20 protein-coding genes and 1 tRNA gene are annotated in these 23643 nt (G+C 60.0%); 8 read left to right on the top strand and 13 right to left on the bottom strand.

All coding sequences use genetic code 11. The features are described from left to right. Positions 1–9: 9 nt before the first annotated feature. The 3 genes from SJY32_RS10800 to SJY32_RS10790 form a co-directional block, all read right to left on the bottom strand. On the bottom strand, positions 10–1440 hold the full coding sequence (locus tag SJY32_RS10800; protein WP_376874825.1) for a sigma-54-dependent transcriptional regulator: 1431 nt from the start codon (positions 1438–1440) through the stop codon (positions 10–12). 275 nt (positions 1441–1715) lie between these two features. Then, positions 1716–3608 (bottom strand): propionyl-CoA synthetase, encoded by a 1893-nt coding sequence (locus SJY32_RS10795; protein ID WP_376874822.1) that lies wholly within the window; start codon positions 3606–3608, stop codon positions 1716–1718. Between the two features lie 235 nt (positions 3609–3843). Beyond that, positions 3844–6120, bottom strand: a complete 2277-nt coding sequence (locus SJY32_RS10790) for an NADP-dependent malic enzyme (protein WP_376874819.1) — start codon at positions 6118–6120, stop codon at positions 3844–3846. A 186-nt stretch (positions 6121–6306) separates the two neighbouring features. Between SJY32_RS10790 and cdd the strand changes: the two genes are divergently transcribed. The 5 genes from cdd (at position 6307) to SJY32_RS10765 (ending at position 11458) form a co-directional block, all read left to right on the top strand. Next, positions 6307–6750 carry a cytidine deaminase gene (gene cdd / locus SJY32_RS10785; protein WP_376874816.1) on the top strand — a complete coding sequence of 148 codons (444 nt, stop codon included), beginning with the start codon at positions 6307–6309 and terminating at the stop codon, positions 6748–6750. Beyond that, positions 6747–8099 carry a thymidine phosphorylase gene (locus SJY32_RS10780; protein ID WP_376874813.1) on the top strand — a complete coding sequence of 451 codons (1353 nt, stop codon included), beginning with the start codon at positions 6747–6749 and terminating at the stop codon, positions 8097–8099. Before cdd ends, SJY32_RS10780 begins: the two co-directional genes overlap by 4 nt. After that, positions 8096–9310, top strand: a complete 1215-nt coding sequence (locus tag SJY32_RS10775) for a phosphopentomutase (RefSeq protein WP_376874810.1) — start codon at positions 8096–8098, stop codon at positions 9308–9310. The genes SJY32_RS10780 and SJY32_RS10775 overlap by 4 nt, the downstream gene beginning before the upstream one ends. Positions 9311–9356: 46 nt before the next feature. Then, positions 9357–9989 carry a uracil phosphoribosyltransferase gene (upp, locus tag SJY32_RS10770; RefSeq protein WP_376874807.1) on the top strand — a complete coding sequence of 211 codons (633 nt, stop codon included), beginning with the start codon at positions 9357–9359 and terminating at the stop codon, positions 9987–9989. A gap of 65 nt (positions 9990–10054) precedes the next feature. Then, entirely contained in the window at positions 10055–11458 is a 1404-nt protein-coding gene (locus SJY32_RS10765; protein ID WP_376874805.1) for a hypothetical protein, read from the top strand. 540 nt (positions 11459–11998) lie between these two features. On the opposite strand, the gene SJY32_RS10760 is transcribed toward SJY32_RS10765, so the two are convergent. Together SJY32_RS10760 and SJY32_RS10755 are read right to left on the bottom strand one after the other, a co-directional pair. Beyond that, positions 11999–12074 (bottom strand) — tRNA-Ala (locus tag SJY32_RS10760). Between the two features lie 215 nt (positions 12075–12289). Next, positions 12290–12622, bottom strand: coding sequence for an FYDLN acid domain-containing protein (locus tag SJY32_RS10755; protein ID WP_376874802.1), 333 nt, complete (start codon positions 12620–12622; stop codon positions 12290–12292). A gap of 136 nt (positions 12623–12758) precedes the next feature. On the opposite strand from SJY32_RS10755, the gene SJY32_RS10750 reads away from it, so the two are divergent. The 3 genes from SJY32_RS10750 (at position 12759) to SJY32_RS10740 (ending at position 14700) form a co-directional block, all read left to right on the top strand. Next, a complete protein-coding gene (locus tag SJY32_RS10750) occupies positions 12759–13451 on the top strand; it encodes a M48 family metallopeptidase (RefSeq protein WP_376874799.1) in 693 nt (230 codons plus the stop codon). Positions 13452–13483: 32 nt separating this feature from the next. Then, positions 13484–14131, top strand: coding sequence for a GntR family transcriptional regulator (locus SJY32_RS10745; RefSeq protein WP_376874796.1), 648 nt, complete (start codon positions 13484–13486; stop codon positions 14129–14131). 68 nt (positions 14132–14199) lie between these two features. Then, on the top strand, positions 14200–14700 hold the full coding sequence (locus SJY32_RS10740; RefSeq protein ID WP_376874793.1) for an acyl-CoA thioesterase: 501 nt from the start codon (positions 14200–14202) through the stop codon (positions 14698–14700). Between the two features lie 121 nt (positions 14701–14821). On the opposite strand, the gene lpdA is transcribed toward SJY32_RS10740, so the two are convergent. The 8 genes from lpdA to sucD form a co-directional block, all read right to left on the bottom strand. Beyond that, positions 14822–16210 (bottom strand): dihydrolipoyl dehydrogenase, encoded by a 1389-nt coding sequence (gene lpdA / locus SJY32_RS10735; RefSeq protein WP_376874790.1) that lies wholly within the window; start codon positions 16208–16210, stop codon positions 14822–14824. Between the two features lie 93 nt (positions 16211–16303). Then, positions 16304–16720, bottom strand: a complete 417-nt coding sequence (locus SJY32_RS10730) for an MAPEG family protein (protein WP_376874787.1) — start codon at positions 16718–16720, stop codon at positions 16304–16306. Next, positions 16717–17112 (bottom strand): MAPEG family protein, encoded by a 396-nt coding sequence (locus SJY32_RS10725; RefSeq protein ID WP_376874784.1) that lies wholly within the window; start codon positions 17110–17112, stop codon positions 16717–16719. The genes SJY32_RS10730 and SJY32_RS10725 overlap by 4 nt, the downstream gene beginning before the upstream one ends. 210 nt (positions 17113–17322) lie before the next feature. Beyond that, a complete protein-coding gene (gene odhB, locus SJY32_RS10720) occupies positions 17323–18834 on the bottom strand; it encodes a 2-oxoglutarate dehydrogenase complex dihydrolipoyllysine-residue succinyltransferase (RefSeq protein ID WP_376874781.1) in 1512 nt (503 codons plus the stop codon). A 1-nt stretch (position 18835) separates the two neighbouring features. After that, entirely contained in the window at positions 18836–21787 is a 2952-nt protein-coding gene (locus tag SJY32_RS10715; protein ID WP_376874778.1) for a 2-oxoglutarate dehydrogenase E1 component, read from the bottom strand. A gap of 28 nt (positions 21788–21815) precedes the next feature. Then, positions 21816–22226 (bottom strand): hypothetical protein, encoded by a 411-nt coding sequence (locus tag SJY32_RS10710; RefSeq protein WP_376874775.1) that lies wholly within the window; start codon positions 22224–22226, stop codon positions 21816–21818. A gap of 32 nt (positions 22227–22258) precedes the next feature. After that, the gene (locus SJY32_RS10705) at positions 22259–22612 is read right to left on the bottom strand and encodes a hypothetical protein (protein ID WP_376874772.1); all 354 of its coding nucleotides are present in this window, start codon (positions 22610–22612) and stop codon (positions 22259–22261) included. Positions 22613–22758: 146 nt separating this feature from the next. Then, positions 22759–23643 carry a succinate--CoA ligase subunit alpha gene (gene sucD / locus SJY32_RS10700; protein ID WP_376874769.1) on the bottom strand — a complete coding sequence of 295 codons (885 nt, stop codon included), beginning with the start codon at positions 23641–23643 and terminating at the stop codon, positions 22759–22761.

Here is a 23643-nt window from a genome sequence, read left to right as displayed (position 1 = left end):
CGACGTCTTTTAGGACGCCGGATCTTCGCTAACATCCCAACTCGCAATTTTACGGTAGAGCGTTGAGGGCGCGACATCGAGTTCCCGCGCGGTTTTCGGGACGGAATCGCTATTGCGTTGCAGGGCGGCCTCAATCACGGCGCGCTCGATTTGCGCGAGGGTTTGGCCAATCAGGCCGCTGGGCGGGATGGAGGTATCTCCGAGCGTGTTGTCGACCCTTCGATTTGGTGTGGCCCCCGCATAATCATCCGAGAGCGACGGCAAAAGCATGTGGGCCTCAAGGACGGGCCCGTCATACATCACCACCGCAAGCCGCAGAGCATTGATCAACTGTCGGATGTTTCCAGGCCATGGATGGGCCTGCAATATTTCGGCGGCGTCAGGGGAGATCCGGTCGAAATGCCGTTCTTCCTCCTGTGAGATCCGCGTCAGGGAATGTTGTGCAAGGGCCATAATATCCGCCCCGCGCGCGCGCAAAGGCGGAACCGAGATCGGGACAACATGCAAGCGATAGAACAAATCTTCACGCAGCCGTCCCATACGCAACTCCTCCGCGGGGTCGCGGCTTGTGGCGCAGATGATGCGCGTATCAACGCGGTAGGTGTTTTCGTCCCCCAGAGGATAAATCGTCGAGCCTTCAAGAAAGCCGAGGAGCTTTGCCTGCTGATCAAGATTTAGATCGCACAGATCGTCAATGTAGAGCGTGCCACCATCGGCCAACATCGCCGCGCCGGTTTTACCCGTTCGCGCTTCGGGGAAGGCGCCGCGGGTATAGCCGCAAAACTCGCGGCTGAGTTGCTCAGGCGCCATGCCGGCGCAATGGACCGGAACGAAGTTGCGGCGGGATCGCGCGGACAATCCGTGGATCGTTCGCGCGCAGAGCGCCTTGCCCGAGCCGCTTTCACCTGTGATGAACACCGGTGCATTGGAGCGGGCGGCGGCGCGGAGCTGTGCGTAAGTTTTTCCCATCAAATCGGAGGTGCCGATGAAGGAGTTGAGCGGGTCCGCGCGTTCGAAGCATTGCAAGCGGGCAGCGCTGACCGCCGAGATGAGTTGTGCTTCATCGAACGGTTTGACGAGGAAGTTTTGGGCACCTGCCTGCATTGCTTCCACGGCATGCGGGATAGAGCGGTCCTCGGCCGTCACAATGACCGGAAGATTCGGACGCACTGATTGCATCTCGCGCATCAGGCTGAGGCCGTCCCGGTCCGGCAGCGTCAGATCGAGCAAAACGATGTCGAGCATCGTGCTATAAAACGCCTCCAGACCTTCTTGTGCGGTCGCGGCCTCAATGACGTCGTATCCGGCTCCGCTGAGCGCCCCTTCATAGATCATCCGGAGGGTGGGCGTATCCTCAACGAGAAGGACGCGAGTTGCGCGATCTTGCATCATAGCGTCAAACCATCCGTTTACGTTGTGGGGCGTCTCGGCCGACGACATTCACGTGTCGCCAAACGTTTTGAAGGAAGTGGCATCCACGATTCTGCGAAGGTCGAAGTGGCTGTGGCAGTGTCATGGAAACGCTTTTCACGATTTTAAGACGTATCATATCTTCGTGCTGCAACTCCTGCGATGCAAGCTTTGGTTGCAGACAAGCGTAGAGCAAGCGTGTTTTGCCGGACAGGGGCAATAAACGGCAAAATCCTGCGCGAAAGGAGTGATTTTCCGCGCAGAATTGCGTTTTTTAGGCTTAATTCATCCGTCCGGCGCGCTTTCTATCCTTGCGGATAACCCAGTTTTTGGAGCGCGACGGTGATTTCGTCTAAAATAGTAGGGTCATCGATGGTTGCTGGCATTTTAAAGGGCTTTCCGTCCGCGATGGCGACCATCGTCCCGCGGAGCATTTTGCCCGAGCGGGTCTTCGGCAGGCGGTTTACCACGCAGGCCAGCTTGAAGGCCGCAACGGGGCCGATTTGGTCCCGAACACGTTTGATGCATTCGGCGACGATATCTGCCTCATCCCGTGTGCAACCCGCGTTCAGGCACAAAAATCCCATCGGCATCTGGCCCTTGAGCGCATCCGCAACGCCGATCACGGCGCATTCCGCGACATCGGGATGATCGGCAAGCACTTCCTCCATCGCGCCCGTCGAAAGGCGATGGCCGGCAACGTTAATCACGTCATCGGTGCGTGCCATGATGTAGAGATACCCGTCCCCGTCGACATATCCCGCATCGCCTGTCTCGTAAAATCCCGGATACCGCTCCAGATAACTTTTGCGGAACCGCGCCTCCGCATTCCAAAGATTCGGCAATGTGCCCGGCGGTAAGGGGAGTTTGATTGCGATCGCGCCCAGCTCGCCCGCCGCGACAGGTTGGCCGCCTTCGTCCAGCACTTGCACGTCGTAGCCCGGCATCGCTACGCTCGGACTTCCGACTTTGGTTGGCAGCTCCTCAATCCCGAGCGGGTTAGCCGCGACCGGCCAGCCTGTTTCGGTTTGCCACCAGTGATCGACGACTGGCACGTTCAGATGGCGCTGCGCCCATTGCACCGTATCCGGATCGGCGCGCTCGCCTGCCAGATAGATGGCGCGAAGGCCTGCGATGTTATACTCCTTGATCAGCTTGCCTTCAGGGTCTTCTCGTTTGATCGCCCGCAACGCGGTCGGGGCTGTGAAGAAGCTTTTGACCTTATGGTTCTGGATCACACGCCAGAAAGTGCCCGCATCCGGCGTTCCGACGGGCTTGCCCTCAAAGACGATTGTGGTCGCCCCCGCGATCAATGGTGCGTAGCAAATGTAGCTATGGCCAACGACCCAGCCAACATCTGATGCCGCCCAGAACACGTCTCCGGCGGCGATATCGTAGATATTCTTCATGGACCAGTTGAGCGCGACAAGATGCCCCGCAGTGTCGCGGATCACGCCCTTGGGCTGGCCCGTCGTGCCCGATGTATACAAAATATAAGCGGGATGATCCCCCGAAACCGGCACGCAGTCAGCAGGCTCGACGCCGTATTGGAACCCGTGCCAGTTAACATCGCGCCCCTCGATCAACTGTGCGACTTCTTGTTCACGCTGCAAAATGACGCAGAAGTCAGGTTTATGTGCCGCCGCCTCGATCGCCGCGTCCAGTAGGGGTTTGTAATGGACAACGCGGTTTGGCTCCAACCCGCAGGAGGCCGCGATAATGGCCTTGGGCGTTGCATCATCAATTCGCACGGCCAATTCATGCGCTGCGAACCCGCCAAAGACCACCGAATGCACGGCCCCAAGCCGCGCACAAGCCAGCATCGCCTCCAGCGCCTCTGCCACCATCGGCATGTAGATGATGACACGATCGCCCGACTCGATGCCCTTCGCACGCAAGGCTCCCGCTAGGGATGCGACGCGGCTTTGCAGTTCGGCATAGGTAATGCCTTTTGTCGAATGGGTGATGGGGCTGTCGTGCAAGATTGCGATCTGGTTGCCGCGGCCAGCTGCAACATGGCGATCAACCGCGTTCCAGCAGGCATTCACCCGCGCATCTTTAAACCAACGGTAGATGGGCGCGTCTTCATCGAAAAGCGCTTTGGAGGGTTTGACCTCCCAATCGATCGCCTCTGCTTGTTCCATCCAGAATGCTTCGGGATTGGCCTTCCAGCCCGCATAGATACTCGCATAACTCATGTAACATCCTCCTCCTCCAACCTTGTTAGGAAGCGAAAAAGAGTCGCGCAATAATCTTGAGGGTTGTGGTGGGGGGCTGCGCGAAAAATTTGCATAATTACGCCTATGGGCGCTGCAAATATTTGCAAACCCCCGACGACTATTCAACGTTTGCGCAAAAACGTCCGGAGTTTGCAAACTTGGCGGCGTCGAGACAGGGAGGGACGCCTGCGCCCCTCCCCAAGGTCATCTGACCTTATCCGTAGTGGTGCACCGGTGTGCCCGCGATGGCGGACATATTGAGCAAGCCACGCGCAGTGATCGACGGGGTCACGATATTCGCCTTATTGCCCATCCCCATCAGGATCGGCCCGACCTCCAAGCCGCCCGCTTTCATCTTCAAGATGTTGCGTACGCCGGATGCCGCATCCGTATTGGCAAAGACGAGCACATTCGCCGCCCCATCATACCGCGAACCGGGCAGGATCCTGTCCCGCAGACCCTGATCCAGCGCCGCATCCAGATGCATTTCGCCATCATAGCAAAAATCGACGTTCTTCGCATCCAGAAGTGCCATTGCTTCGCGCATGCGGCGACCTGAATCGGTATCTTGATTTCCGAACTGGCTATGCGAGCACAAGGCGACCTTGGGTTGCAGGCCAAAGCGCCGGACGTGGCGCGCGGCCCCGATTACGGTCGCGGTGATCTCCGAAGGGGTCGGCTCGTGGTGGATGTGCGTATCTGCAATGAACAGGGGGCCATCTTCCAAAATCATCAAGGACAAGGCGCCTGTCGGATCAAGGCCGTCGCGTGCGAGGATCTCTCTCACGTATTTCAGGTGCCAATGATATTGGCCAAACGTGCCGCAAACCATGCTATCGGCCTCGTTGCGATGCACCATCACCGCCGCGATCGCCGTCGTGTTGGTTCGCATGACGGCACGCGCCAGATCGGGGGATACGCCGCGCCGCGCCATAAGCTGGTGATACGTTTCCCAGTAATCGCGGTAGCGGGGGTCGTCCTGCGGGTTGACGATTTCAAGATCGGCAAGCTTTAGCGGCAAGCCTGCGCGCTGACACCGCAGCTCGATGACCTCAGGGCGACCGATCAAAATCGGACGGTCCGTCGTCTCCTCCATCATCGCATTGGCGGCGCGCAAAACGCGTTCATCCTCGCCCTCGGCAAAGACGATCCGCCGTGTGGCGGTCGCGGCGGCATCGAACACCGGGCGCATCAGCATCGCCGATTTGAAGACCGATCCGTCGAGCTGCTGTTTATAGGCGGCGACATCGGCCAGCGGCCGCGTTGCGACGCCGCTTTCCATTGCAGCCTTTGCAACAGCGGTGGCCACCACGCCGATCAGACGCGGATCGAAGGGTTTGGGGATCAGGTAATCCGTGCCGAAGGTCAGAGTCTCGCCATGATAAGCCGCCGCAGCTTCGGCGGAGGTCGTCGCGCGCGCGAGTGCCGCGATCCCCTCGATACAGGCGATTTGCATCTCGTCATTGATTTGGGTTGCGCCCACGTCGAGCGCCCCGCGGAAGATGAACGGGAAGCACAACACGTTGTTCACCTGGTTCGGAAAATCCGAGCGTCCCGTCGCGATGATCGCATCGGGCGCAACCGCGCGGACCATGTCGGGCAGGATTTCCGGCGTCGGGTTCGCCAGCGCGAAAACGATTGGCGCAGGGGCCATTTTCGCGACCATATCCTGCGTTAAAACGCCGGGGCCGGAGAGGCCGAGGAACATATCAGCGCCGTCAATCACCTCATCAAGCGTCCGCTTGTCCGACGCTTGCGCATAGGCGGCTTTTTGCGGGTTCATGTCTTGCTCGCGGCCCTCATAAACGAGGCCGTGGATATCGCAGAGCCAGACATTCTCGCGCTTCACCCCGAGTTTGAGCAGCATGTTGAGGCAGGCAATCCCCGCCGCGCCGCCCCCCGTCGAGACGATCTTGATGTCCTCGAATTTCTTTCCCTTGAGACGCAGCGCATTGGTTGCGGCCGCGCCAACAACAATCGCGGTGCCGTGTTGGTCATCGTGGAAGACCGGAATATTCATCCGCTCGCGGCAGATTTTTTCGACGATAAAGCAGTCGGGTGCTTTGATATCTTCCAAGTTGATCGCACCAAAGGAAGGCTCCATCGCGCAGACGATTTCGGCAAGCTTTTCAGGATCGGCTTGATCGAGTTCGATGTCGAAGCAATCGATATTGGCGAATTTCTTGAACAAAACCGCCTTGCCCTCCATCACGGGCTTAGAGGCGAGCGCGCCGATGTTGCCAAGGCCCAAGACGGCCGTGCCGTTGGTCACAACCGCCACCAGATTGCCGCGCGATGTGTACCGCGCCGCCGTTGAGGGATCGGCCTTGATTTCGAGGCAAGCCTCCGCGACGCCGGGAGAATAGGCGCGCGCAAGGTCGCGGCCATTCGCCAGCGGCTTTGTCGCGCGGATCTCCAGCTTACCGGGTTTTGGGAATTCGTGATAATCGAGCGCTTCTTGGCGTGCGCTATCAATACGGGTGTCGTCCATGCTCTCCTCCGATGGGCCGTTCGGAAACTAATTCAGCCCTAAACTATGGGCTGACTAAAGGGAATGCCTTCCTTTTGGGCGGGATTTGCCCGAAGGGTCAAAAAACCGATGAACTGGCTTGCCGAGCGCGGCGCGCGCGCGCACACTTGTGGCATAAATCGATGACAAATCATCCCGGAGCCTCACATGTCCAATCACGCCCCATCCGATACTTTGGCTGAGCCTGCCGTATTCGACAGCCTGATCTCAGCGGCGCGCACGGTGCGTGAAAACGCCTATGCGCCCTATTCTAATTTTAAGGTCGGGGCTGCGCTGCGCGGAAAATCGGGGGCGGTTTACTTGGGGGTGAACGTGGAAAACGTCGCCTATCCAGAAGGCACCTGCGCGGAAGCGGGGGCGCTTGCGGCGATGGTTGCGGCGGGCGAGACCGAATTTGTGGCGGCGGTCGTTATTGCGGATTGCCCGACGCCCGTGACGCCTTGCGGCGGATGCCGTCAGAAGTTGGTTGAATTTGGCAAGCCCGATGCGCAGGTGCTCATGACCACGCTCGAGGGGCAGCAGATGCAGATGACGGTCGGGGATCTATTGCCAGGAAAGTTTGAGAAATCACACATGGACCGCTCGAAATGAGCAGCGCCGCCTATGACGCGCGCAACATCCTTGGCGCATTGCGCGATGGCAAAGGCCTGCCGCAAGGCGCCAGCGCGTGGTTTGCGCGCGGATTGGCGGACGGATCCGTGTCTGATGCGCAGGCCGGAGCTTTCGCGATGGCGATCTGCATCAAGGGGCTCGGGATGGATGAGCGCATCGACTTGACGCGCGCGATGCGCGACAGCGGGCAGGTTCTGCGCTGGGATCTGGATGCGCCGGTCATTGACAAACATTCGACGGGCGGCATCGGGGATTCCGTGTCGCTGTTGCTAGCGCCGGCTTTGGCCGCATGCGGTGTCTATGTTCCGATGATTTCAGGGCGCGGTCTTGGTCACACGGGCGGCACACTCGATAAGATGGAAGCGATCCCGGGCTATGTCGCGATGCCTGACACAGATGTTTTGCGCCGTGTTGTGGGCGAGGTCGGCTGCGCCATTGTCGGCGCAACTCAGGAGATTGCTCCGGCTGACAAGCGGCTCTACGGGGTTCGGGATGTCTCGGGGACGGTTGAGAGCATCGATCTGATCACCGCCTCGATTTTGTCGAAGAAATTGGCGGCGGGCCTGGAGGGGCTGGTTCTGGATGTGAAAGTCGGGTCCGGCGCATTTATGGTTGATCTGGAGGATGCGCGGGCGTTAGCGCGGTCTTTGGTTGCGGTCGCTAACGGTGCGGGTTGCAAGACGTCCGCATTGATTACGGATATGAATCAATCCCTTGGGCAATCCGCAGGGAATGCGCTTGAGGTGATCGAGGTGCTGGAAACCCTGACGGGATCGGCGGTCAATGAGGCGCTTTGGGATGTCACCGCGGCGCTGGGCGGCGAGGCTTTGGTTTTGGCCGGATTGGCGTCTGATATGGATGCCGGGGTCGAGCAGATTGATGATGCGCTCCATTCAGGCCGCGCGGCGGAGCATTTTGGCCGTATGGTGGCGGCGCTGGGCGGGCCGCGTGACTTTGTCGAGCACTTCCCCGACAGGCTCCCTGCGGCCCCTGTGATGCGCACCGTTGCCGCGCCGCGCAGCGGGACAGTCTCGCGCATTGATGCGCGGGCGATTGGGATGGCGGTCGTCGATCTGGGCGGAGGGCGGCGTGTTGGCACGGACCGCATCAACCCTTCGGTCGGGTTCTCGGGGCTGGCCAGCTTGGGCGAGGAAGTGGAGACGGGCGAGCCGATGGTGCTGATCCACGCGGCGAATGATGCCGATGCGGATCGGGCGACGGCGGCGTTCCTTGCGGCCTACGAAATTAGCGATGAGGGCGGCGAGGAACCTCCTTTGATCGTGGAGCGCATCGGTTGGGATGATATCGAGCGGGGAGATCACACGTGACGCGCGCATTCTTGGTTGTAATGGATAGCGCGGGAATTGGCGGCGCCTTGGATGCGGCATCGTTTTTTAATGACGGTCTGCCGGATACGGGCGCCAACACCATTGGCCATATAGCGCAGGCTTGTGCTGCGGGTCAGGCGGAGACAGGCCGCTCCGGCGCGCTTCATGTCCCCCATCTGGCGCGTTTGGGCCTCGGTTCCGCGATTTCGCTTGCGTCCGGCCTAATCGCCCCCGGTCTGTCTGCCGTGCCCGAAGGGCGCTTTGGCGCCGCGAATGAAGTGTCGAACGGCAAGGATACGCCCTCAGGTCATTGGGAAATGGCGGGGGTTCCCGTGCCGTGGGATTGGCATGTGTTCCCCAACGAGACGCCATGTTTCCCGCCAGACATCACGAATCTCGTCGCCAAGCTCGCAGGGTGTGAGGGGGTGTTGGGCAACCGCTACGCTTCGGGGACGGCAATCATCGACGCGCTTGGCGCGGAGCACCTGCGCACGGGATGGCCCATTTGCTACACATCGGTTGATAGCGTGTTCCAGATCGCCGCGCATGAGGAGACGTTCGGGCTGGATCGTCTGATCCGGCTGTGTGAAGACCTCGCACCATATCTGCATGCGATGCGCGTAGGGCGGGTGATCGCGCGACCCTTTGTCGGGCAACCGGGCGATTTTCAACGGACGCCCAACCGCCGTGATTTCGCGATTGATCCCCCCGCGGACACGCTTCTCGATTGGGCGCATGCGGCGGGTCGCATGACGCATGCGATTGGCAAGATCGGAGATATTTTCTCGCATCGCGGCGTCGGCAAGCTTTGGAAGGGCAAGTCGGATGCTGATTTGGCCGAACATCTTGTGCGGCTGATGGATGACGCCGAAGAGGGCAGCCTGACCTTCGCGAACTTTGTCGAATTCGATAGCCTTTATGGGCACCGCCGTGATGTCGCGGGCTATGCGCGCGCGTTGGAGTGGTTCGATGTGCAAGTCGGGCGCGTTCTGGCGAAGATGCGCGCGGGGGATCTGGTGATCTTCACCGCCGATCACGGGAATGATCCCACATGGCACGGCACAGACCACACGCGCGAGCGCGTGCCAGTGCTCTGCGCTGGTATCGGCACAGGCAGTTTGGGGCAGGTGGCCTTTGCGGATATCGGGGCATCGGTATCCGCCCATCTTGGGCTCGTCGCGCGTGGGGCAGGGCAAAGTTTCCTGCCATAAAGCGTCGAGATCAAAACAGCTAAAGATATGACTTGAAAGGACTAAAATGACCGAGCACCTCACCGTAGTTGACCACCCGTTGGTGCAGCACAAGCTCTCTTTGATGCGCGATAAAGGCACCTCTACGGCGAGCTTCCGTGCGCTTTTGCGCGAGATCAGCCTTCTGCTGGCCTATGAGGTGACGCGCGGTTTGCCCGTTGAAATGCGCCAGATCGAGACGCCGGTTTGCTCCATGGATGCGCCGTTCCTTGAGGGGAAGAAGCTCGCGCTCGTGTCGATCTTGCGCGCAGGAAACGGCCTTTTGGATGGCATATTGGAATTGATCCCTGCCGCGCGGGTCGGCTTTGTGGGCCTCTACCGTGATCCGCAGACGCTTGAGCCTGTTCAATATTATTCGAAGCTTCCCGCAGAACTGGAAGATCGCATGACGATCGTCGTGGACCCGATGCTTGCCACCGGAAATTCATCGGCGGCGGCGATTGATCTGATCAAGGCGTCGGGCGCAAAAAATATCCGGTTCTTGTGCTTGTTGGCCTCGCCCGAAGGCATCGCGAAGATGAAGGCAGCGCATCCAGATGTGCCGATTGTCACAGCATCTGTAGACGAACGCCTCGACGACCATGGATATATTGTTCCAGGGCTAGGGGATGCGGGCGATCGGATGTTCGGCACAAAATAAGCCGTTTGTGCTTTACTTAGAATCGATCTTCCTGCATTTTTCCTTAAAAATAAGCGGGGGCAGTGATGCGGTTTGGTCAATTTGTGACGGTTTCGATGATGGCGGCGGTTTTCGGGACGGGTGCAAGTTTCGCACGCGGCATGGAAATTGACGGCCCAGCGGAGGTGCCGCCTGCATCTTATACGGGGCGTCAATACGTTGACAGCCGAGGGTGTGTTTTCATCCGCGCAGGCTTCAGCAATTCGGTGAGCTGGGTCGCGCGGGTGACGCGCACCCGTGAGCATCTGTGCGGCTACAAGCCAACGCTTGCGGCCGACGCGCCGCGTCTGGATATTGCCAATTCCGCGCCCGCGGAGGCGCCCACAACCCTAGCCGTGCCCGCCGTTCAAGCGCCGCTGACGACAAGTGCGGCGGCGAAAGCAATGACCAAGCCCGCGCCCGCCGCGCGGGTGGTGGCGCCTGCGCCGAAAATCGTGACGCCCGCGCGCAATGCCGCACAGGCCACGCAGACGCAGGCCGTTGCAACGACGGCTCCGCAGATGCCGAAGGCCGTTATGCCTGCGGCCCCTCAATCTGTTGCCTCCCAGCCTGTTGCGTCAAATGCGCCGATGGTCGGCGGCTCGGGCTACAGCTCGCCCTATGCCGTTAATGGCGTGGGGCTCGCCCAATCGCCCGGCTACATGGCTGCGCAAGCGTCCGCGCCGATGATTGGCGGGGCAGGGTATGCGCAAGGCGCGCCGTCGCCGCAGGCTATTGCCGAAGTCATGATTGTCGGTGAGGAGCGGCTGCAGGCCTATAGCGCCTGCGCCAATGGCGGGGCGGGCGCTTATCGTTACAAATTGAGCGACGGGCGCGCGGTGGTGCATTGCCATGGCAAGCCGAGCGATCCGATCGGCGCTATCAATTCCGCAGGGATCGCGGGGTTACGCGTCGCGCAGACGGGCCAGAGCTGGGCTGTCGCGCCGCAAGAGGTTTCGCGCACTGGGCAGTCACCTGCACAGGCACAGGCACAGGCACCGGTTGCGGGGCAGCGCGCTTATATTTCCGGCGTGACGGGCCAGCCGATCAAGCGGGGCTTGTTCGGCGGGATCGCGAAATCCCAACCCGCACCGAAGACCTTCAACGCGCCCCTTATTGGGGGCTCAGGCTATGCGGTGCAGGGGGCTTATGCGCCTGCGTTTGTCGCGCCACTTGCGCCGGCCTATCAGGCTCCATCAGCGACGCCGTCGGGCTATGTGTCGCCCTATGCCGTGAAGCCGCAGGCCTCGGCGACGCAGGCCACCACGGCCTCGGCGGGTCGCGTGAGCGCTGCGCGTCGGGAGTACAAAGTTCCTGCGGGCTACACGGCTGCTTGGGATGACGGGCGGCTCAATCCAATGCGCGGCCCCCAGACCTTTGCGGGCAATGTGCAGATGGCACAAGTTTGGACCGAGGAAAGCCCCGCCAATCTCGTTTCTTCGCTTCGCTAAGAAGGCTTTTGGGCGAGGGCTGCGTGCCCCTGTCTGACGTTCTAAAATCAAAACCACCCCATGCGGGGTGTTTTTGTGCGTGCGCGTTAGGCCATGGCTCAGATACGCCAGTCTTTACGCGCACGCGATTTGCCTATGGTGCAGACCGAACACCCTTCCGCTTCGCTCGGCTTCGCGAAAAGCCGCCGCCGTTTAGCATGTTGCTACCGAGACGTTCAGCTCCTTCGCAGTGCGCGGGCGCGCGACACGCCTTTTTCTGGGGCGAGCATCGTTTGCACCCATGCTTCAAAAAGGGCTGCGTCAAAACTCGCGGCTTAGGTCTAGCGATCCCTTCACAGGAGGGGGCAGGGGAGGGCCCAGTCGCCGCTTCGCGCTGCTGCTTAGTGGATGGCCGTCCCGCGCCTGCAGCGCAGCGTGCGCAACGGGGCGAATATGCGCGCGCGTTGGATTTCACGGGAGGGGGCCGTAGCACCGTAATTGACGGATGGCGTCAATCCTGCACGACTATCTCGGAAACAAACGGAACTGTCTGGTGTGAATTGGTGGAGCCTAGGGGGATCGAACCCCTGACCTCCTGCATGCCATGCAGGCGCTCTCCCAGCTGAGCTAAGGCCCCGACACCGAAGCAAAGCCTCTGTGCGTTGGGGGCGATATAGGCGGCGGCGGCTGGGGGTGCAAGTGGAATTTAGTGCCGCGCTACAATTCTTTTGCAGATTGCACGTGAGGATAGGGCGCGTCCGCATTGCTGCGGGAAACGGCGTGTCACCAAGGTAAACGAAAAAAGGCGCACGGGAAGCCCGAACGCCTTTTTCGTTTTGAAGTCAGACGCGATTAGCTGTCGTCGTCGTTCGACGCGACATCCGCAATCTCGTCGAGCGAGACATTGTCGTCATCGTCATCGTCGAGCAGATCGTCGTCGATCGCATCATCGCTTGCATCCGAATCGATGTCATCGTCATCGGTCAGATCATCCGCAACGACTTCTTCCTCGGCGTTCTGCGACGATTTCTCGGACACCAGCGAGCGGCCACGGCTGCTCACAAGGCTTTCAGCCGAGAAGGTTGCATTACAGACCGGGCAGGTCATCGGGTCTTTGGTCAGGTCATAGAACCTGCTCGCACAATGCGGGCAGAGGCGCTTGACGCCCCATTCCTCTTTGGGCATGGAAAACTCCTTGCATCGCTCTTATTCAGAGAGTTGACGCCGCTTGCCACACTGGGGCGGGGGTGTCAAAGCCTTTTCGTCCGTCGATTGCCGATGGTTAGATAAAATCCACCTAACACGCCCGAAAGGACCGGATGTGAGCCAATATTTCATTCCGGGCGCGCCAGATCTCAGCGTCACCCTGAAACGGTCCGCGCGGGCAAAGCGATACTCGTTGCGCGTCTCACGGTTGGACGGGCGGGTGACATTGACGATCCCGACCCATGCCTCCGAACGGGATGCTTTGGGGTTCGCCGCGGAAAAGGCGGACTGGCTTCGCAAAGTTTTGGAACATTCAGTTCGGGCGCATCGGCCTGAATTTGGCGGGCAGGTCCCGTTTGAGGGGCGCATGTTAAAGATCACCCAAGGCGCGGTAAAAACCCCGCGCGTTGAGGGCGACGCGCTCTTGATGCCCGCAGGTGAGGATCGGTTGAGTGCACGGCTCGAGACTTTTCTGAAATTTCATGCCCGCGCGCGCGTCACGCAAGCCTCCGATCACTATTGCGCGCGGTTGGGGCGCGCCTATTCCAAAATTACGATGCGCGATGCGCGCTCGCGTTGGGGCTCATGCGCGCCGGACGGCGCGTTGATGTATAACTGGCGGCTGATCATGGCGCCGGTGGCGGTGTTGGATTACGTCTGCGCGCATGAGGTTGCGCATCTGGCGCAAATGAACCATTCGCCCGCCTTCTGGGCCGTCGTGGCAGATCTCCGGCCGAGTTACCCGGCAGAGCGTCATTGGCTCAAACAACACGGCACACAGTTGCAGGCGTTGCGGTTCCGTGATTGACGATATCTGTCGCATATGCAGTGATCGGATCTATGACGCCCAAACCTCGCCCTCAAGATACCGCCTCCGCGCATGACCGTCTTTATCGGTCCTTGCGACAGCAAATCCTGCACGGCGAGTTGATGCCGGGACAGGCGCTGACCCTGCGGGGGCTGGGGAAGGCGCACGGTGTGTCGATGACGCCCGCGCGCGAAGCCTTGCGCAGGCTCGTCGCGGAGGGGGCGTTGACCTTGTCCTCCTCGGGCCGCGTCGCCACGCCGGAGCTCTCGAACGAGCGGTTGGAGGAGCTTGCAGCATTGCGCGCCCTGATCGAGCCGGAACTGGCCTCACGGGCACTGCCAAGGGCCCACCTCGCGCTGATCGATCGCCTCACCGCGATCAATGCCAACATCGCAGAGGCGGTCGCCAAACAAGATGCGGTTGGCTACATCCGAACGAACCTCGAATTCCACCGCGCGCTTTACCTTCGGGCGCAGGCGCCAGCGATGCTGGCGGTCATTGAAACAGTCTGGCTGCAACTTGGGCCGACGATGAGCGCGCTTTACAACCGTGTGCAGCGCAACGAGCCGCCCCGCCATCACCGCATGATCCTTGCGGCCCTGAGGGCGGGCGATGATCCGGGGCTGAGGCTGGCAGTGCGAACCGATGTGACCCATGGTTTGCGGCATTTGGCGGCTTGACCGGAGCGCCGTTGCGAGCACACTCAGCGCATACGAGGCGCATTCCCCAATTTCAAAAGGCAGGCGGCATGACCGATACGATTACCGAAGCAGACCGTAAAACGCTCGAGATGACGGTTCTTATGACGCCGGATCTCGCGAATTTCTCCGGTAAGGTCCACGGCGGTGCCCTACTCAATTGGTTGGACCGCGTGGCCTTCTCGCTCGCGTCGCGCTACTCGGGGCGATACGCGGTGACACTTTCGGTTGATCAGGTCACGTTCAAACAGCCGATCCATGTGGGCGAGCTGGTGCGTTTTAGTGCGGCGGTCAACCATACGGGACGCTCGTCAATGGAAATCGGGATCCGTGTCGAGGCCGAAAGCATCACCAAGGGAACACGCCGCCACACCAACAGCTGTTATTTTACCATGGTCGCGGTGGATGAAGATGGCAAATCGGTCGAAGTCCCGAAGCTGGAGCCTGCGACCGAGGCGGAACGTCACCGCTGGCAGGCCGCCGAGCTGCGCAAAACCTTGCGGCGTGAACACGCGGCAAGGATGGAAGCGGCGGCGAAACGGCCGGATTAACCGCGACGCAGGCCTCCGCGCGGCATCGCACATCAATTGACAGGCGCTTGTGATAAGCGCTTGCCCCAATAAGTAAGGGCGGCGCAATCGGCCGCCCTTACTTATCGGTATTTTCGCCGGCTTATGCGTGGATTGCGCCATCCCCGCAGGCGAGAGCCGCCTCACGCACCGCTTCCGAATAGGTTGGGTGAGCGTGGCATGTCAGCGCCAGATCTTGGGCCGAGGCGCCAAATTCCATCGCAACACAGATTTCGTGGATCAGATCGCCGGCGCAAGGCCCGATGATATGCGCGCCCAAAATCCGGTCGGTCGCCTTGTCGGCCAAAATCTTGACGAACCCGTCGCCTTGGAAAATCGCCTTCGCGCGCGCATTGCCCATGAATGAGAATTTCCCGACCTTATAGGCGCGGCCTTCCTCTTTCAGTTGCTCCTCGGTTTTGCCCACGGAGGCCACTTCCGGCGAGGAATAGATCACGCCCGGGATGACGCCGTAGTTGACGTGCCCATGCTTGCCCGCAACGACTTCTGCCACGGCCATGCCCTCATCCTCGGCCTTATGCGCGAGCATTGGGCCAACCACCGCATCGCCAATCGCATAGATGCCTTTGACCGACGTCTGCCAGTGATCGTCGATCTTGATCTGGCCGCGCTTCTCCAACTCGACGCCGAGCGCCTCCAGCCCGAGGCCGTCGGTGTAAGGTTTGCGACCGGTTGCCACGAGCACAACTTCCGCATCGATGCTCGCTTCGGATTCGTCCTTGCGCAGCTTGTAGGTGACGGTGTTCTTGTTCTTGCCTTTGGAGACGCCCTGAACGGCAGCGCCCATCACGAAGTTGATGCCCTGCTTGGTCAGCATCTTCTGGAAGGAACGGGCGACTTCGGCATCCATGCCAGGTGTGATCGCGTCGAGGAACTCAACCACGGTCACATCCGCGCCGAGACGCTTGTAGACCGACCCCATTTCCAACCCGATCACCCCAGCGCCAATCACGACAACCGATTTCGGAATCTTCTTCAGGGACAGGGCGCCCGTCGAGGTGACGATTGTGTCTTCGTCAACGTCAATGCCGGGAAGGGAGGACGGAACGGAGCCCGACGCGACGATAATGTTTTTGGCGGTGTGAACGTCCTCGCCAACCTTGACCTGACCTGCGGCAGGGATCGACCCCCAACCCTTGAGCCAGGTCACTTTGTTCTTCTTGAAAAGGAACTCGATGCCCTTGGTGTTGCCGTCGACAACATCTTGTTTGTAGGATTGCATCTGATCCCAATCCACCGACGGGGATTTGCCCTTCAGGCCCATCTTGGCAAAGTTATGCTCGGCCTCATGCAGGCTGTGTGTCGCGTGCAGCAGCGCCTTGGAGGGGATACAGCCGACGTTAAGGCATGTGCCGCCCAAAGTCTCGCGCCCCTCGACGCAAGCGGTCTTCAGGCCCAATTGCGCGCAACGGATCGCACAAACATAGCCGCCGGGGCCGCCGCCGATAACGATCACATCAAATTCTGCCATGGTCTTCTCCTTGGTCTTGCGCGGCGCTAGGGCCGCATCAGGTCTGGTGTCTCTGCCGGATATTGGCAGGGGGTGTTGGGACGCGGGCGTGGTTTAGTTCAGCGCCGCAATGAAAAGCGTGGCACAGGCCGCCAGCGCGACCAGCCAGATATAAGACCGCCACGGCTGCCAACCAAGCGCATAGGCCGGGGCGTAGATGATCCGCGCGATGAGATAAGCCCACGCGGCGATAACCGTGACCGTTGTCGATTGCCCGGTCAGTGCGATGAGCAGGACGCCGGCCGCATAGAATGCGAACATCTGGGTATGATTATCATAGGCCCGTAGCATGCGTGCTGTCGATTTGCGCATCTCGCGGGAGGGCATCCGATCGCGCGGCGAGGTGGTGTATCCCGTCCCCAGATCGACATTGGCCATGTAGGAGGCGATCGCGAACTGTACGAAATGCAGCAAACCCGTCACCGCAAGGGCGATCATCTCGGGCGTCATGGGAAGGTTCGCGTAAATCACAGCAGGCTCGCAATGATCATGGCCAGTGTGGCAAGGAAGCCGATTGCGAAGATACGTGTTCGCCACGGAACCCAGGAGAAGGCGTAGGCCGGCACATAGAGCGCGCGTGCAATCACATAGATCCAAGCGCAGAGCGCGGTGAACAGGCTGTTTGAGGCGGTAAATTGCACCAAGACGACAGCGAGCACGAACAGCCCGATGTTCTCGGTGTGATTGGCCAGCGCGCGGCGCAGGCGTTTGGTCTTTTCCGAAAGCTGCGCGTCCAGATTTTCGCGTGTGCCGACATTGCCATCGTGCCCGATGTCAGCCTCAAGCGATCGCTGCGACCAGCCCACCAAGACGACATGGATGAGGGCTGTTGCGGCGAGGGCGGCAAGTTCAGGGGTCATCATCGTGCAAAACTCCGGATCACGGAAGCGGCGAGAGCCGCGCCTCCAGCGCCGATACGGGGCGATAAAGCACGGCTCTGCGTTGCGTCAACTTTGGATAGGGTGGCGGGCCAAACGCCGCGACCGTTGATCATCGCCGCAAAAATCAGTCGAAGACGGAGTATTGCTGACAGTGTGAAGATCAACAGCCGCATTGCCTTGGCCCTAACCGGATTACAGATCCATCAACAAGCGGCGCGGATCTTCGAGTGCTTCTTTGACGCGCACGAGGAAGGTCACGGCCCCTTTGCCATCCACGATACGGTGATCGTAGGACAGCGCGAGATACATCATCGGACGGATCACAACCTGACCGTTGATCGCCATAGGACGATCCTGGATTTTGTGCATCCCGAGGATACCCGATTGTGGAGGGTTCAAGATCGGGGACGACATCAAGGAGCCATATACGCCACCGTTCGAGATGGTGAACGTGCCGCCCTGCATTTCTGCCATCGACAGCTTGCCATCACGGGCGCGGGCGCCTTTCTCGGCAATCGCTTTCTCGATTTCCGCGAAGGACATCGCGTCGGCGTTGCGGATGACCGGAACCACGAGGCCCGTCGGTGTACCTGCGGCCACACCCATGTGCACGTAGTTCTTGTAGACGATCTCGTTGCCGTCGATCTCGGCGTTTACTTCCGGCACTTCTTTAAGCGCGTGGACGCAGGCCTTGGTGAAGAACGACATGAAGCCAAGACGCGCACCGTGCTTTTTCTCGAACTGGTCTTTGTACTGCGTGCGCAGCGCCATGACCTCGGTCATATCCACCTCGTTATAGGTGGTGAGCATGGCTGCGGTGTTCTGGCTTTCTTTCAAGCGCTTCGCGATGGTCGCACGCAGGCGGGTCATCTTCACGCGCTCTTCGCGCGACGCGTCATCGGCGTTGGAGGCTCCGCGCGGCGCAGCAGCAGGGGCCGCCGCGATCGAGACCGATGCCGATTTCGGCGCGGTCGCGGCCTTTGCAACGTCTTCTTTCATGATCCGGCCATCGCGCCCCGTGCCTGTGACCTGATCTGCCGAGAGACCGGCCTCAGCCATCGCTTTTTTCGCGGCAGGCGCATCCTCAACATCTTTTCCGGCAGCAGGGGCAGCTGCGGCGGGCGCCTCGGATTTCGGCGCTGGTGCGGCGCCTTCACCTTCAGACACGATCGCAAGTTTGGCTTTCGCGTCAACAGTTGCGCCTTCCGGCGCGAGGATCTCGGTCAAAACACCAGCAACGGGCGATGGAACCTCAACGGACACCTTGTCCGTTTCCAGCTCGCAGAGCATTTCGTCTTGCGCGACGGTGTCGCCAACTTTTTTGAACCATGTCGAGACGGTTGCCTCGGAGACGCTTTCCCCGAGCGATGGAACCATAACGTCAGTCATTTTGACCTCATTCGATTGTGCCGCAGCAGGGGCGGCGGAAGATGCAGGTTTGGCGTCGGCGACGGGGGTTGCCGCAGCATCGCCTTGCGTGAGTGTGGCGAGGAGCGCGTCAACGCCGACGGTTTCCCCTTCGGCGGCGACGATTTCTGCCAAGGTGCCGGCTTCGGGTGCATGCACCTCAACCGTTACCTTATCGGTTTCCAACTCGCATAGCATTTCGTCAGCTTCCACGCGATCTCCTGGTTTTTTGAACCAAGTTGCCACGGTCGCTTCAGAAACGCTCTCGCCTAGTGTCGGGACACGAACTTCGGTCATATCAACCCTCCAATGCGTCGTTGATGAGCGCTTCTTGCTCGGCTTTGTGGCGCGAGGCGAGGCCCGTTGCCGGGGAGGCGGATGCCGCACGGCCTGCGAAGCGCGGGCGCGCATGCTTGGAATCCGTCTTTGCCAGAACCCATTCTAGGTTCGGCTCGACGAAGGTCCAACCACCTTGGTTTTTCGGCTCTTCCTGACACCACACGATCTCGGCATCTTTGAAGCGCGAGAGCTCCTTGACCAAAGATTGTGCTGGGAACGGGTAGAATTGTTCGAGGCGCAGCAGGTAGACATTATCCAGACCACGCTTGTCACGCTCGGCCAGCAGGTCGAAGTAGACCTTGCCCGAGCAGATAACGACACGCTTCATCTTGTCATCTGCGACCAGTTTGGTGTCCGAATGGCCCAGTTCCGCATCATCCCACATGACGCGGTGGAAATGCGAACCCGTCGTGAATTCTTCCGCCTTCGACACGCAGAGCGGATGACGCAGAAGCGATTTCGGTGTCATCAGCACGAGTGGCTTGCGGAAGTTCCGATGGATTTGGCGACGCAAGATGTGGAAATAGTTCGCCGGGGTCGAGCAGTTCGCGACGATCCAGTTGTCCTCTGCGGAGTTTTGCAAGAACCGCTCAAGGCGCGCGGACGAGTGCTCGGGGCCTTGCCCCTCAAACCCGTGCGGCAACAGCATCACGAGGCCCGACATCCGCAGCCACTTGCGTTCACCCGAACAGATGAACTGATCGAACATGATCTGCGCGCCGTTGGCGAAGTCACCGAACTGAGCTTCCCACATGGTGAGGGCGTTTGGTTCGGCCAATGAATAGCCATATTCGAACCCGAGCACCGCATATTCAGAGAGCATCGAGTCGATGACCTCATAGCGCGCCTGACCTTCGCGGATATTGTTCAGCGGGTAGTAACGCTCTTCAGTCGATTGGTCGATCAAGCCGGAGTGACGCTGCGAGAAGGTGCCGCGCGTGCAATCCTGCCCCGACAGACGCACCGGATAGCCTTCCACCGTCAACGATCCAAAGGCCAGAGCCTCCGCCGTTGCCCAATCAAAACCTTCGCCCGTCTCGAACATCTTGGCTTTGTTCTCGAGCTGACGTGCCACGGTTTTGTGCAGGTCGAAGTTCGTAGGCGCTGTCGAGAGCGCCTTGCCGACCTCGGCAAACAGCTCCGGCGAGACAGCCGTCGTGCCAGCGTCGTATTCGTCCTTCTCCCGATCGAGGTGCTTCCAGCGGCCATCGAGCCAGTCAGCCTTGTTCGGCTTGAAGTTCTTACCGGCCTCAAACTCCTCATTCAGGTGAGCTTGGAAGGCTGCTTTCATATCTTCGATTTCGCCCTCGGGGATGAGACCATCCTTGACGAGACGTTCGGTATAAAGCTGCAGCGTGGTTTTGTGGCCCTTGATGTTTTTATACATCACAGGGTTTGTGAACATGGGCTCATCGCCCTCGTTATGGCCGAAGCGACGGTAGCAGAAGATGTCGAGGACCACGTCCTTGTGGAACTTCTGGCGGAATTCGATCGCAACTTTGGCCGCGTGAACCACGGCCTCCGGATCGTCGCCGTTCACGTGGAAAATCGGGGCCTCTACCATCAACGCGATATCCGTCGGATAAGGCGACGAGCGCGAGAAATGCGGCGCGGTGGTGAAGCCGATCTGGTTGTTCACGATGATATGGATTGTGCCGCCGGTGCGGTGGCCTTTCAGGCCCGAGAGGCCAAAGCCTTCCGCAACAACGCCTTGGCCCGCGAAGGCTGCATCACCGTGCAGCAAAATCGGCAACACTTGCGTGCGGTCCGTGTCGTGCAGCTGGTCTTGCTTGGCGCGCACTTTGCCCAACACAACAGGGTTTACCGCCTCGAGGTGGGATGGGTTTGCAGTCAACGAAAGGTGGACTTTGTTGCCATCAAACTCGCGGTCAGAAGATGCGCCGAGGTGGTATTTCACATCGCCTGAACCATCAACGTCATCGGGTTTGTAGGAGCCGCCTTGGAACTCGTGGAAGATCGCGCGGAACGGCTTGGACAGAACGTTGGCCAGAACCGACAGGCGGCCCCGGTGCGGCATGCCGAACACGACCTCTTTCAGGCCAAGCTGCCCGCCGCGCTTGATGATGCCTTCCATCGCGGGGATCAGAGCTTCACCGCCATCAAGGCCGAAGCGCTTCGTGCCCATATATTTGACGTGCAGGAATTTCTCGAACCCTTCGGCCTCGACGAGCTTGTTGAGAATCGCGCGGCGGCCCTCGCGGGTGAACTTGATTTCTTTGCCGTAGCCCTCAATGCGCTCTTTCAACCACGAAGCTTCTTCGGGGTTGGAGATATGCATGTATTGCAGCGCGAATGTGCCGCAATAGGTGCGCGTCAGAACGTCGATAATTTGACGCATGGAGGCGATTTGCAGGCCCAGCACGTTATCGATGAAGATCGGGCGATCCATGTCGCTTTCGCTGAAACCGTAGGATTTCGGGTCAAGCTCGGGATGGAGCGCATCATCGCGCATCCCGAGGGGATCGAGGTCTGCGACGAGGTGGCCGCGAATCCGGTAGGCGCGGATGATCATCAATGCGCGGATGCTGTCCAGCACGGCGCGTTTGACGGCATCATCAGAGACCTCAACACCTTTTTCAGAGGCCTTCTCGCGAATTTTCTTGCCCGCGCCTTTGGCTTCGGCCGGGGCGGCCCATTCGCCGGTGAGCGCAGCAGTCAGATCGTCATTGGCAACCGGTGGCCAATCAGCACGGCCCCAAGAGGCGCCAGCCGCCGATTTCTTGGCATCTGTTTCGGCATCGCCCAGCGTTGCGAAGAACGCGGCCCATCCCGCATCGACCGACGACGGATCGGCGGCGAAATTGGCGTAAAGCTGTTCTACATATTCCGCGTTGTGCCCTTGCAGGAAGGACGAAGCGTGGAGTTCATCGTTAGGGGTCTGGTCGTTCATTGTGTCACCTCGGGGGACGGGTGGTCGGTTACAGTCGGCCTGCGGTGAGGCAGGGGGTGTCGGCAGTGATTTGGGCCGTGGCGGATAGGCCACAGATATCGCGCGTGGTCGCAATCGCAAGCGCTGCGATCTCTCGATCGTTCAACTCACGGAGAGATTTCCCCGCAAGATCCGCCTCGATCTCATTGTTACTGGGGTTTTCCGCAGCAACCATGAGCAAGATCGCTTCTTGCTGTTTTTGCGCATCGAGTGACGGAGGGTCGGTCTTGTGTGCGCCTGCATGATATCCCGCTACGGCATAGGTCGTCTTCGAGTAGGGTTCGGGCGTGTAGGGCTCCACCAGGGAGCCAGCGGGTGCGATCTGCCCGACATCTGCTGCGCCACAACCTGCGAGGGAGAGTGCCGCGACGCCGGATAGAATGCGGAGCAAGATACTCATCCTCTGAATCCTTACTGGGGTGCGCTTGCGGGTTACTGATACGGCGTGGCGGCAATCGGGCCACCCGCGTAATGTGCGCAACCATCAGAATAGGCGGCGGAATTTGCAGCGCCGCACGGAGCGGCTTGCCCGTTGACAATCGACCCGTTCGAGCGTGCGGTGTTGGCCACGGCGTAGCCGGTGCCGCCCGTTGGTGTCATACCGGCCGGCACTTTGCCTTGGCCGATAATCGGGTGCGTCGTGACGGGGCCATGGTTGGCGTGAATTTCTTGACCGCCATAAACGACGGTGCCGGTTTGGTCTGGAATGCTGGTGATGCCGTGGTGGCTGCCGCAAGCGGCGAGCGATGTCAGGCCGAGGGCAAGCAACGAATTACGAAGGGACATAACAACTTCTCCTAAACGAACCATTTGGCCCATGTTACGGCGGTTTTCCCGGCATGTAAGGGCAAAAAAGCTTTTTGCTGCTTTGCGCTTACGAGAAGGGCGAAGAGGGGGCCGCGAGAACGCGACCCCGATTTTCTGTGTTGGTCTTAGGCCTTGATGGCTTCCATCACGGCTTGGCCGAGATGCGCAGGGCTTTCCGCAACGACGATGCCAGCGGCTTTCATCGCTTCGATCTTGCTCTCTGCATCGCCTTTGCCGCCCGAGACGATCGCACCGGCGTGGCCCATGCGACGGCCCGGAGGGGCTGTGCGGCCTGCGATGAAACCAGCGGTTGGCTTCCAACGGCCTTTTTTCTTCTCGTCAGCGAGGAACTGCGCGGCTTCTTCCTCTGCCGAGCCACCAATCTCACCGATCATGATGATCGATGTGGTTTCCGGATCTGCCAAGAACATCTCAAGGATGTCGATGTGCTCCGAACCCTTGATCGGGTCGCCGCCGATGCCAACAGCCGATGATTGGCCGAGGCCGAGGTCTGTCGTTTGCTTCACCGCTTCGTAGGTCAGCGTGCCCGAGCGCGAAACAACGCCCACGGAGCCGCGACGGTGAATGTGGCCTGGCATGATGCCGATCTTGCAAGCGTCCGGCGTGATAACGCCTGGGCAGTTTGGCCCGATCAAGCGCGACTTCGAGCCCTCCAGCGCGCGTTTGACGCGCATCATGTCGAGAACCGGAATGCCTTCGGTGATGCAGACGATGAGTTCCATCTCTGCGTCGATGGCTTCCAAGATGGAATCCGCTGCGAACGGCGGCGGCACGTAGATTGCCGATGCGTTTGCGCCTGTGCGCTCGCGCGCCTCATGAACCGAGTTGAAGACCGGCAGGTCGAGGTGGGTTGTGCCACCTTTGCCTGGCGTCACGCCGCCAACCATTTTCGTGCCGTAGGCAATGGCTTGTTCCGAATGGAACGTGCCTTGCGAGCCAGTGAGGCCTTGGCAGATGACTTTGGTGTTTTCGTTTACGAGAACGGCCAT

The organism is Albirhodobacter sp. R86504, assembly GCF_042466415.1.
In the GTDB taxonomy this organism is placed as follows: Bacteria; Pseudomonadota; Alphaproteobacteria; order Rhodobacterales; family Rhodobacteraceae; genus Albirhodobacter.
The sequence above is the reverse complement of the archived record's forward strand: the minus strand, read 5'-3'. Positions and strand labels throughout refer to the sequence as shown.

Coding starts and splice junctions, on each gene's coding strand:
- SJY32_RS10780 (WP_376874813.1), top strand. CDS start 6,747: ATGAGCAGCGCCGCCTATGACGCGCGCAACATCCTTGGCGCATTGCGC.
- upp (WP_376874807.1), top strand. CDS start 9,357: ATGACCGAGCACCTCACCGTAGTTGACCACCCGTTGGTGCAGCACAAG.
- SJY32_RS10755 (WP_376874802.1), bottom strand. CDS start 12,622: ATGCCCAAAGAGGAATGGGGCGTCAAGCGCCTCTGCCCGCATTGTGCG.
- sucD (WP_376874769.1), bottom strand. CDS start 23,643: ATGGCCGTTCTCGTAAACGAAAACACCAAAGTCATCTGCCAAGGCCTC.
- SJY32_RS10765 (WP_376874805.1), top strand. CDS start 10,055: ATGCGGTTTGGTCAATTTGTGACGGTTTCGATGATGGCGGCGGTTTTC.
- SJY32_RS10725 (WP_376874784.1), bottom strand. CDS start 17,112: ATGATGACCCCTGAACTTGCCGCCCTCGCCGCAACAGCCCTCATCCAT.
- cdd (WP_376874816.1), top strand. CDS start 6,307: ATGTCCAATCACGCCCCATCCGATACTTTGGCTGAGCCTGCCGTATTC.
- odhB (WP_376874781.1), bottom strand. CDS start 18,834: ATGACCGAAGTTCGTGTCCCGACACTAGGCGAGAGCGTTTCTGAAGCG.
- SJY32_RS10705 (WP_376874772.1), bottom strand. CDS start 22,612: ATGTCCCTTCGTAATTCGTTGCTTGCCCTCGGCCTGACATCGCTCGCC.
- SJY32_RS10710 (WP_376874775.1), bottom strand. CDS start 22,226: ATGAGTATCTTGCTCCGCATTCTATCCGGCGTCGCGGCACTCTCCCTC.
- lpdA (WP_376874790.1), bottom strand. CDS start 16,210: ATGGCAGAATTTGATGTGATCGTTATCGGCGGCGGCCCCGGCGGCTAT.
- SJY32_RS10715 (WP_376874778.1), bottom strand. CDS start 21,787: ATGAACGACCAGACCCCTAACGATGAACTCCACGCTTCGTCCTTCCTG.
- SJY32_RS10790 (WP_376874819.1), bottom strand. CDS start 6,120: ATGGACGACACCCGTATTGATAGCGCACGCCAAGAAGCGCTCGATTAT.
- SJY32_RS10795 (WP_376874822.1), bottom strand. CDS start 3,608: ATGAGTTATGCGAGTATCTATGCGGGCTGGAAGGCCAATCCCGAAGCA.
- SJY32_RS10740 (WP_376874793.1), top strand. CDS start 14,200: ATGACCGATACGATTACCGAAGCAGACCGTAAAACGCTCGAGATGACG.
- SJY32_RS10800 (WP_376874825.1), bottom strand. CDS start 1,440: ATGTCGTCGGCCGAGACGCCCCACAACGTAAACGGATGGTTTGACGCT.
- SJY32_RS10745 (WP_376874796.1), top strand. CDS start 13,484: ATGACGCCCAAACCTCGCCCTCAAGATACCGCCTCCGCGCATGACCGT.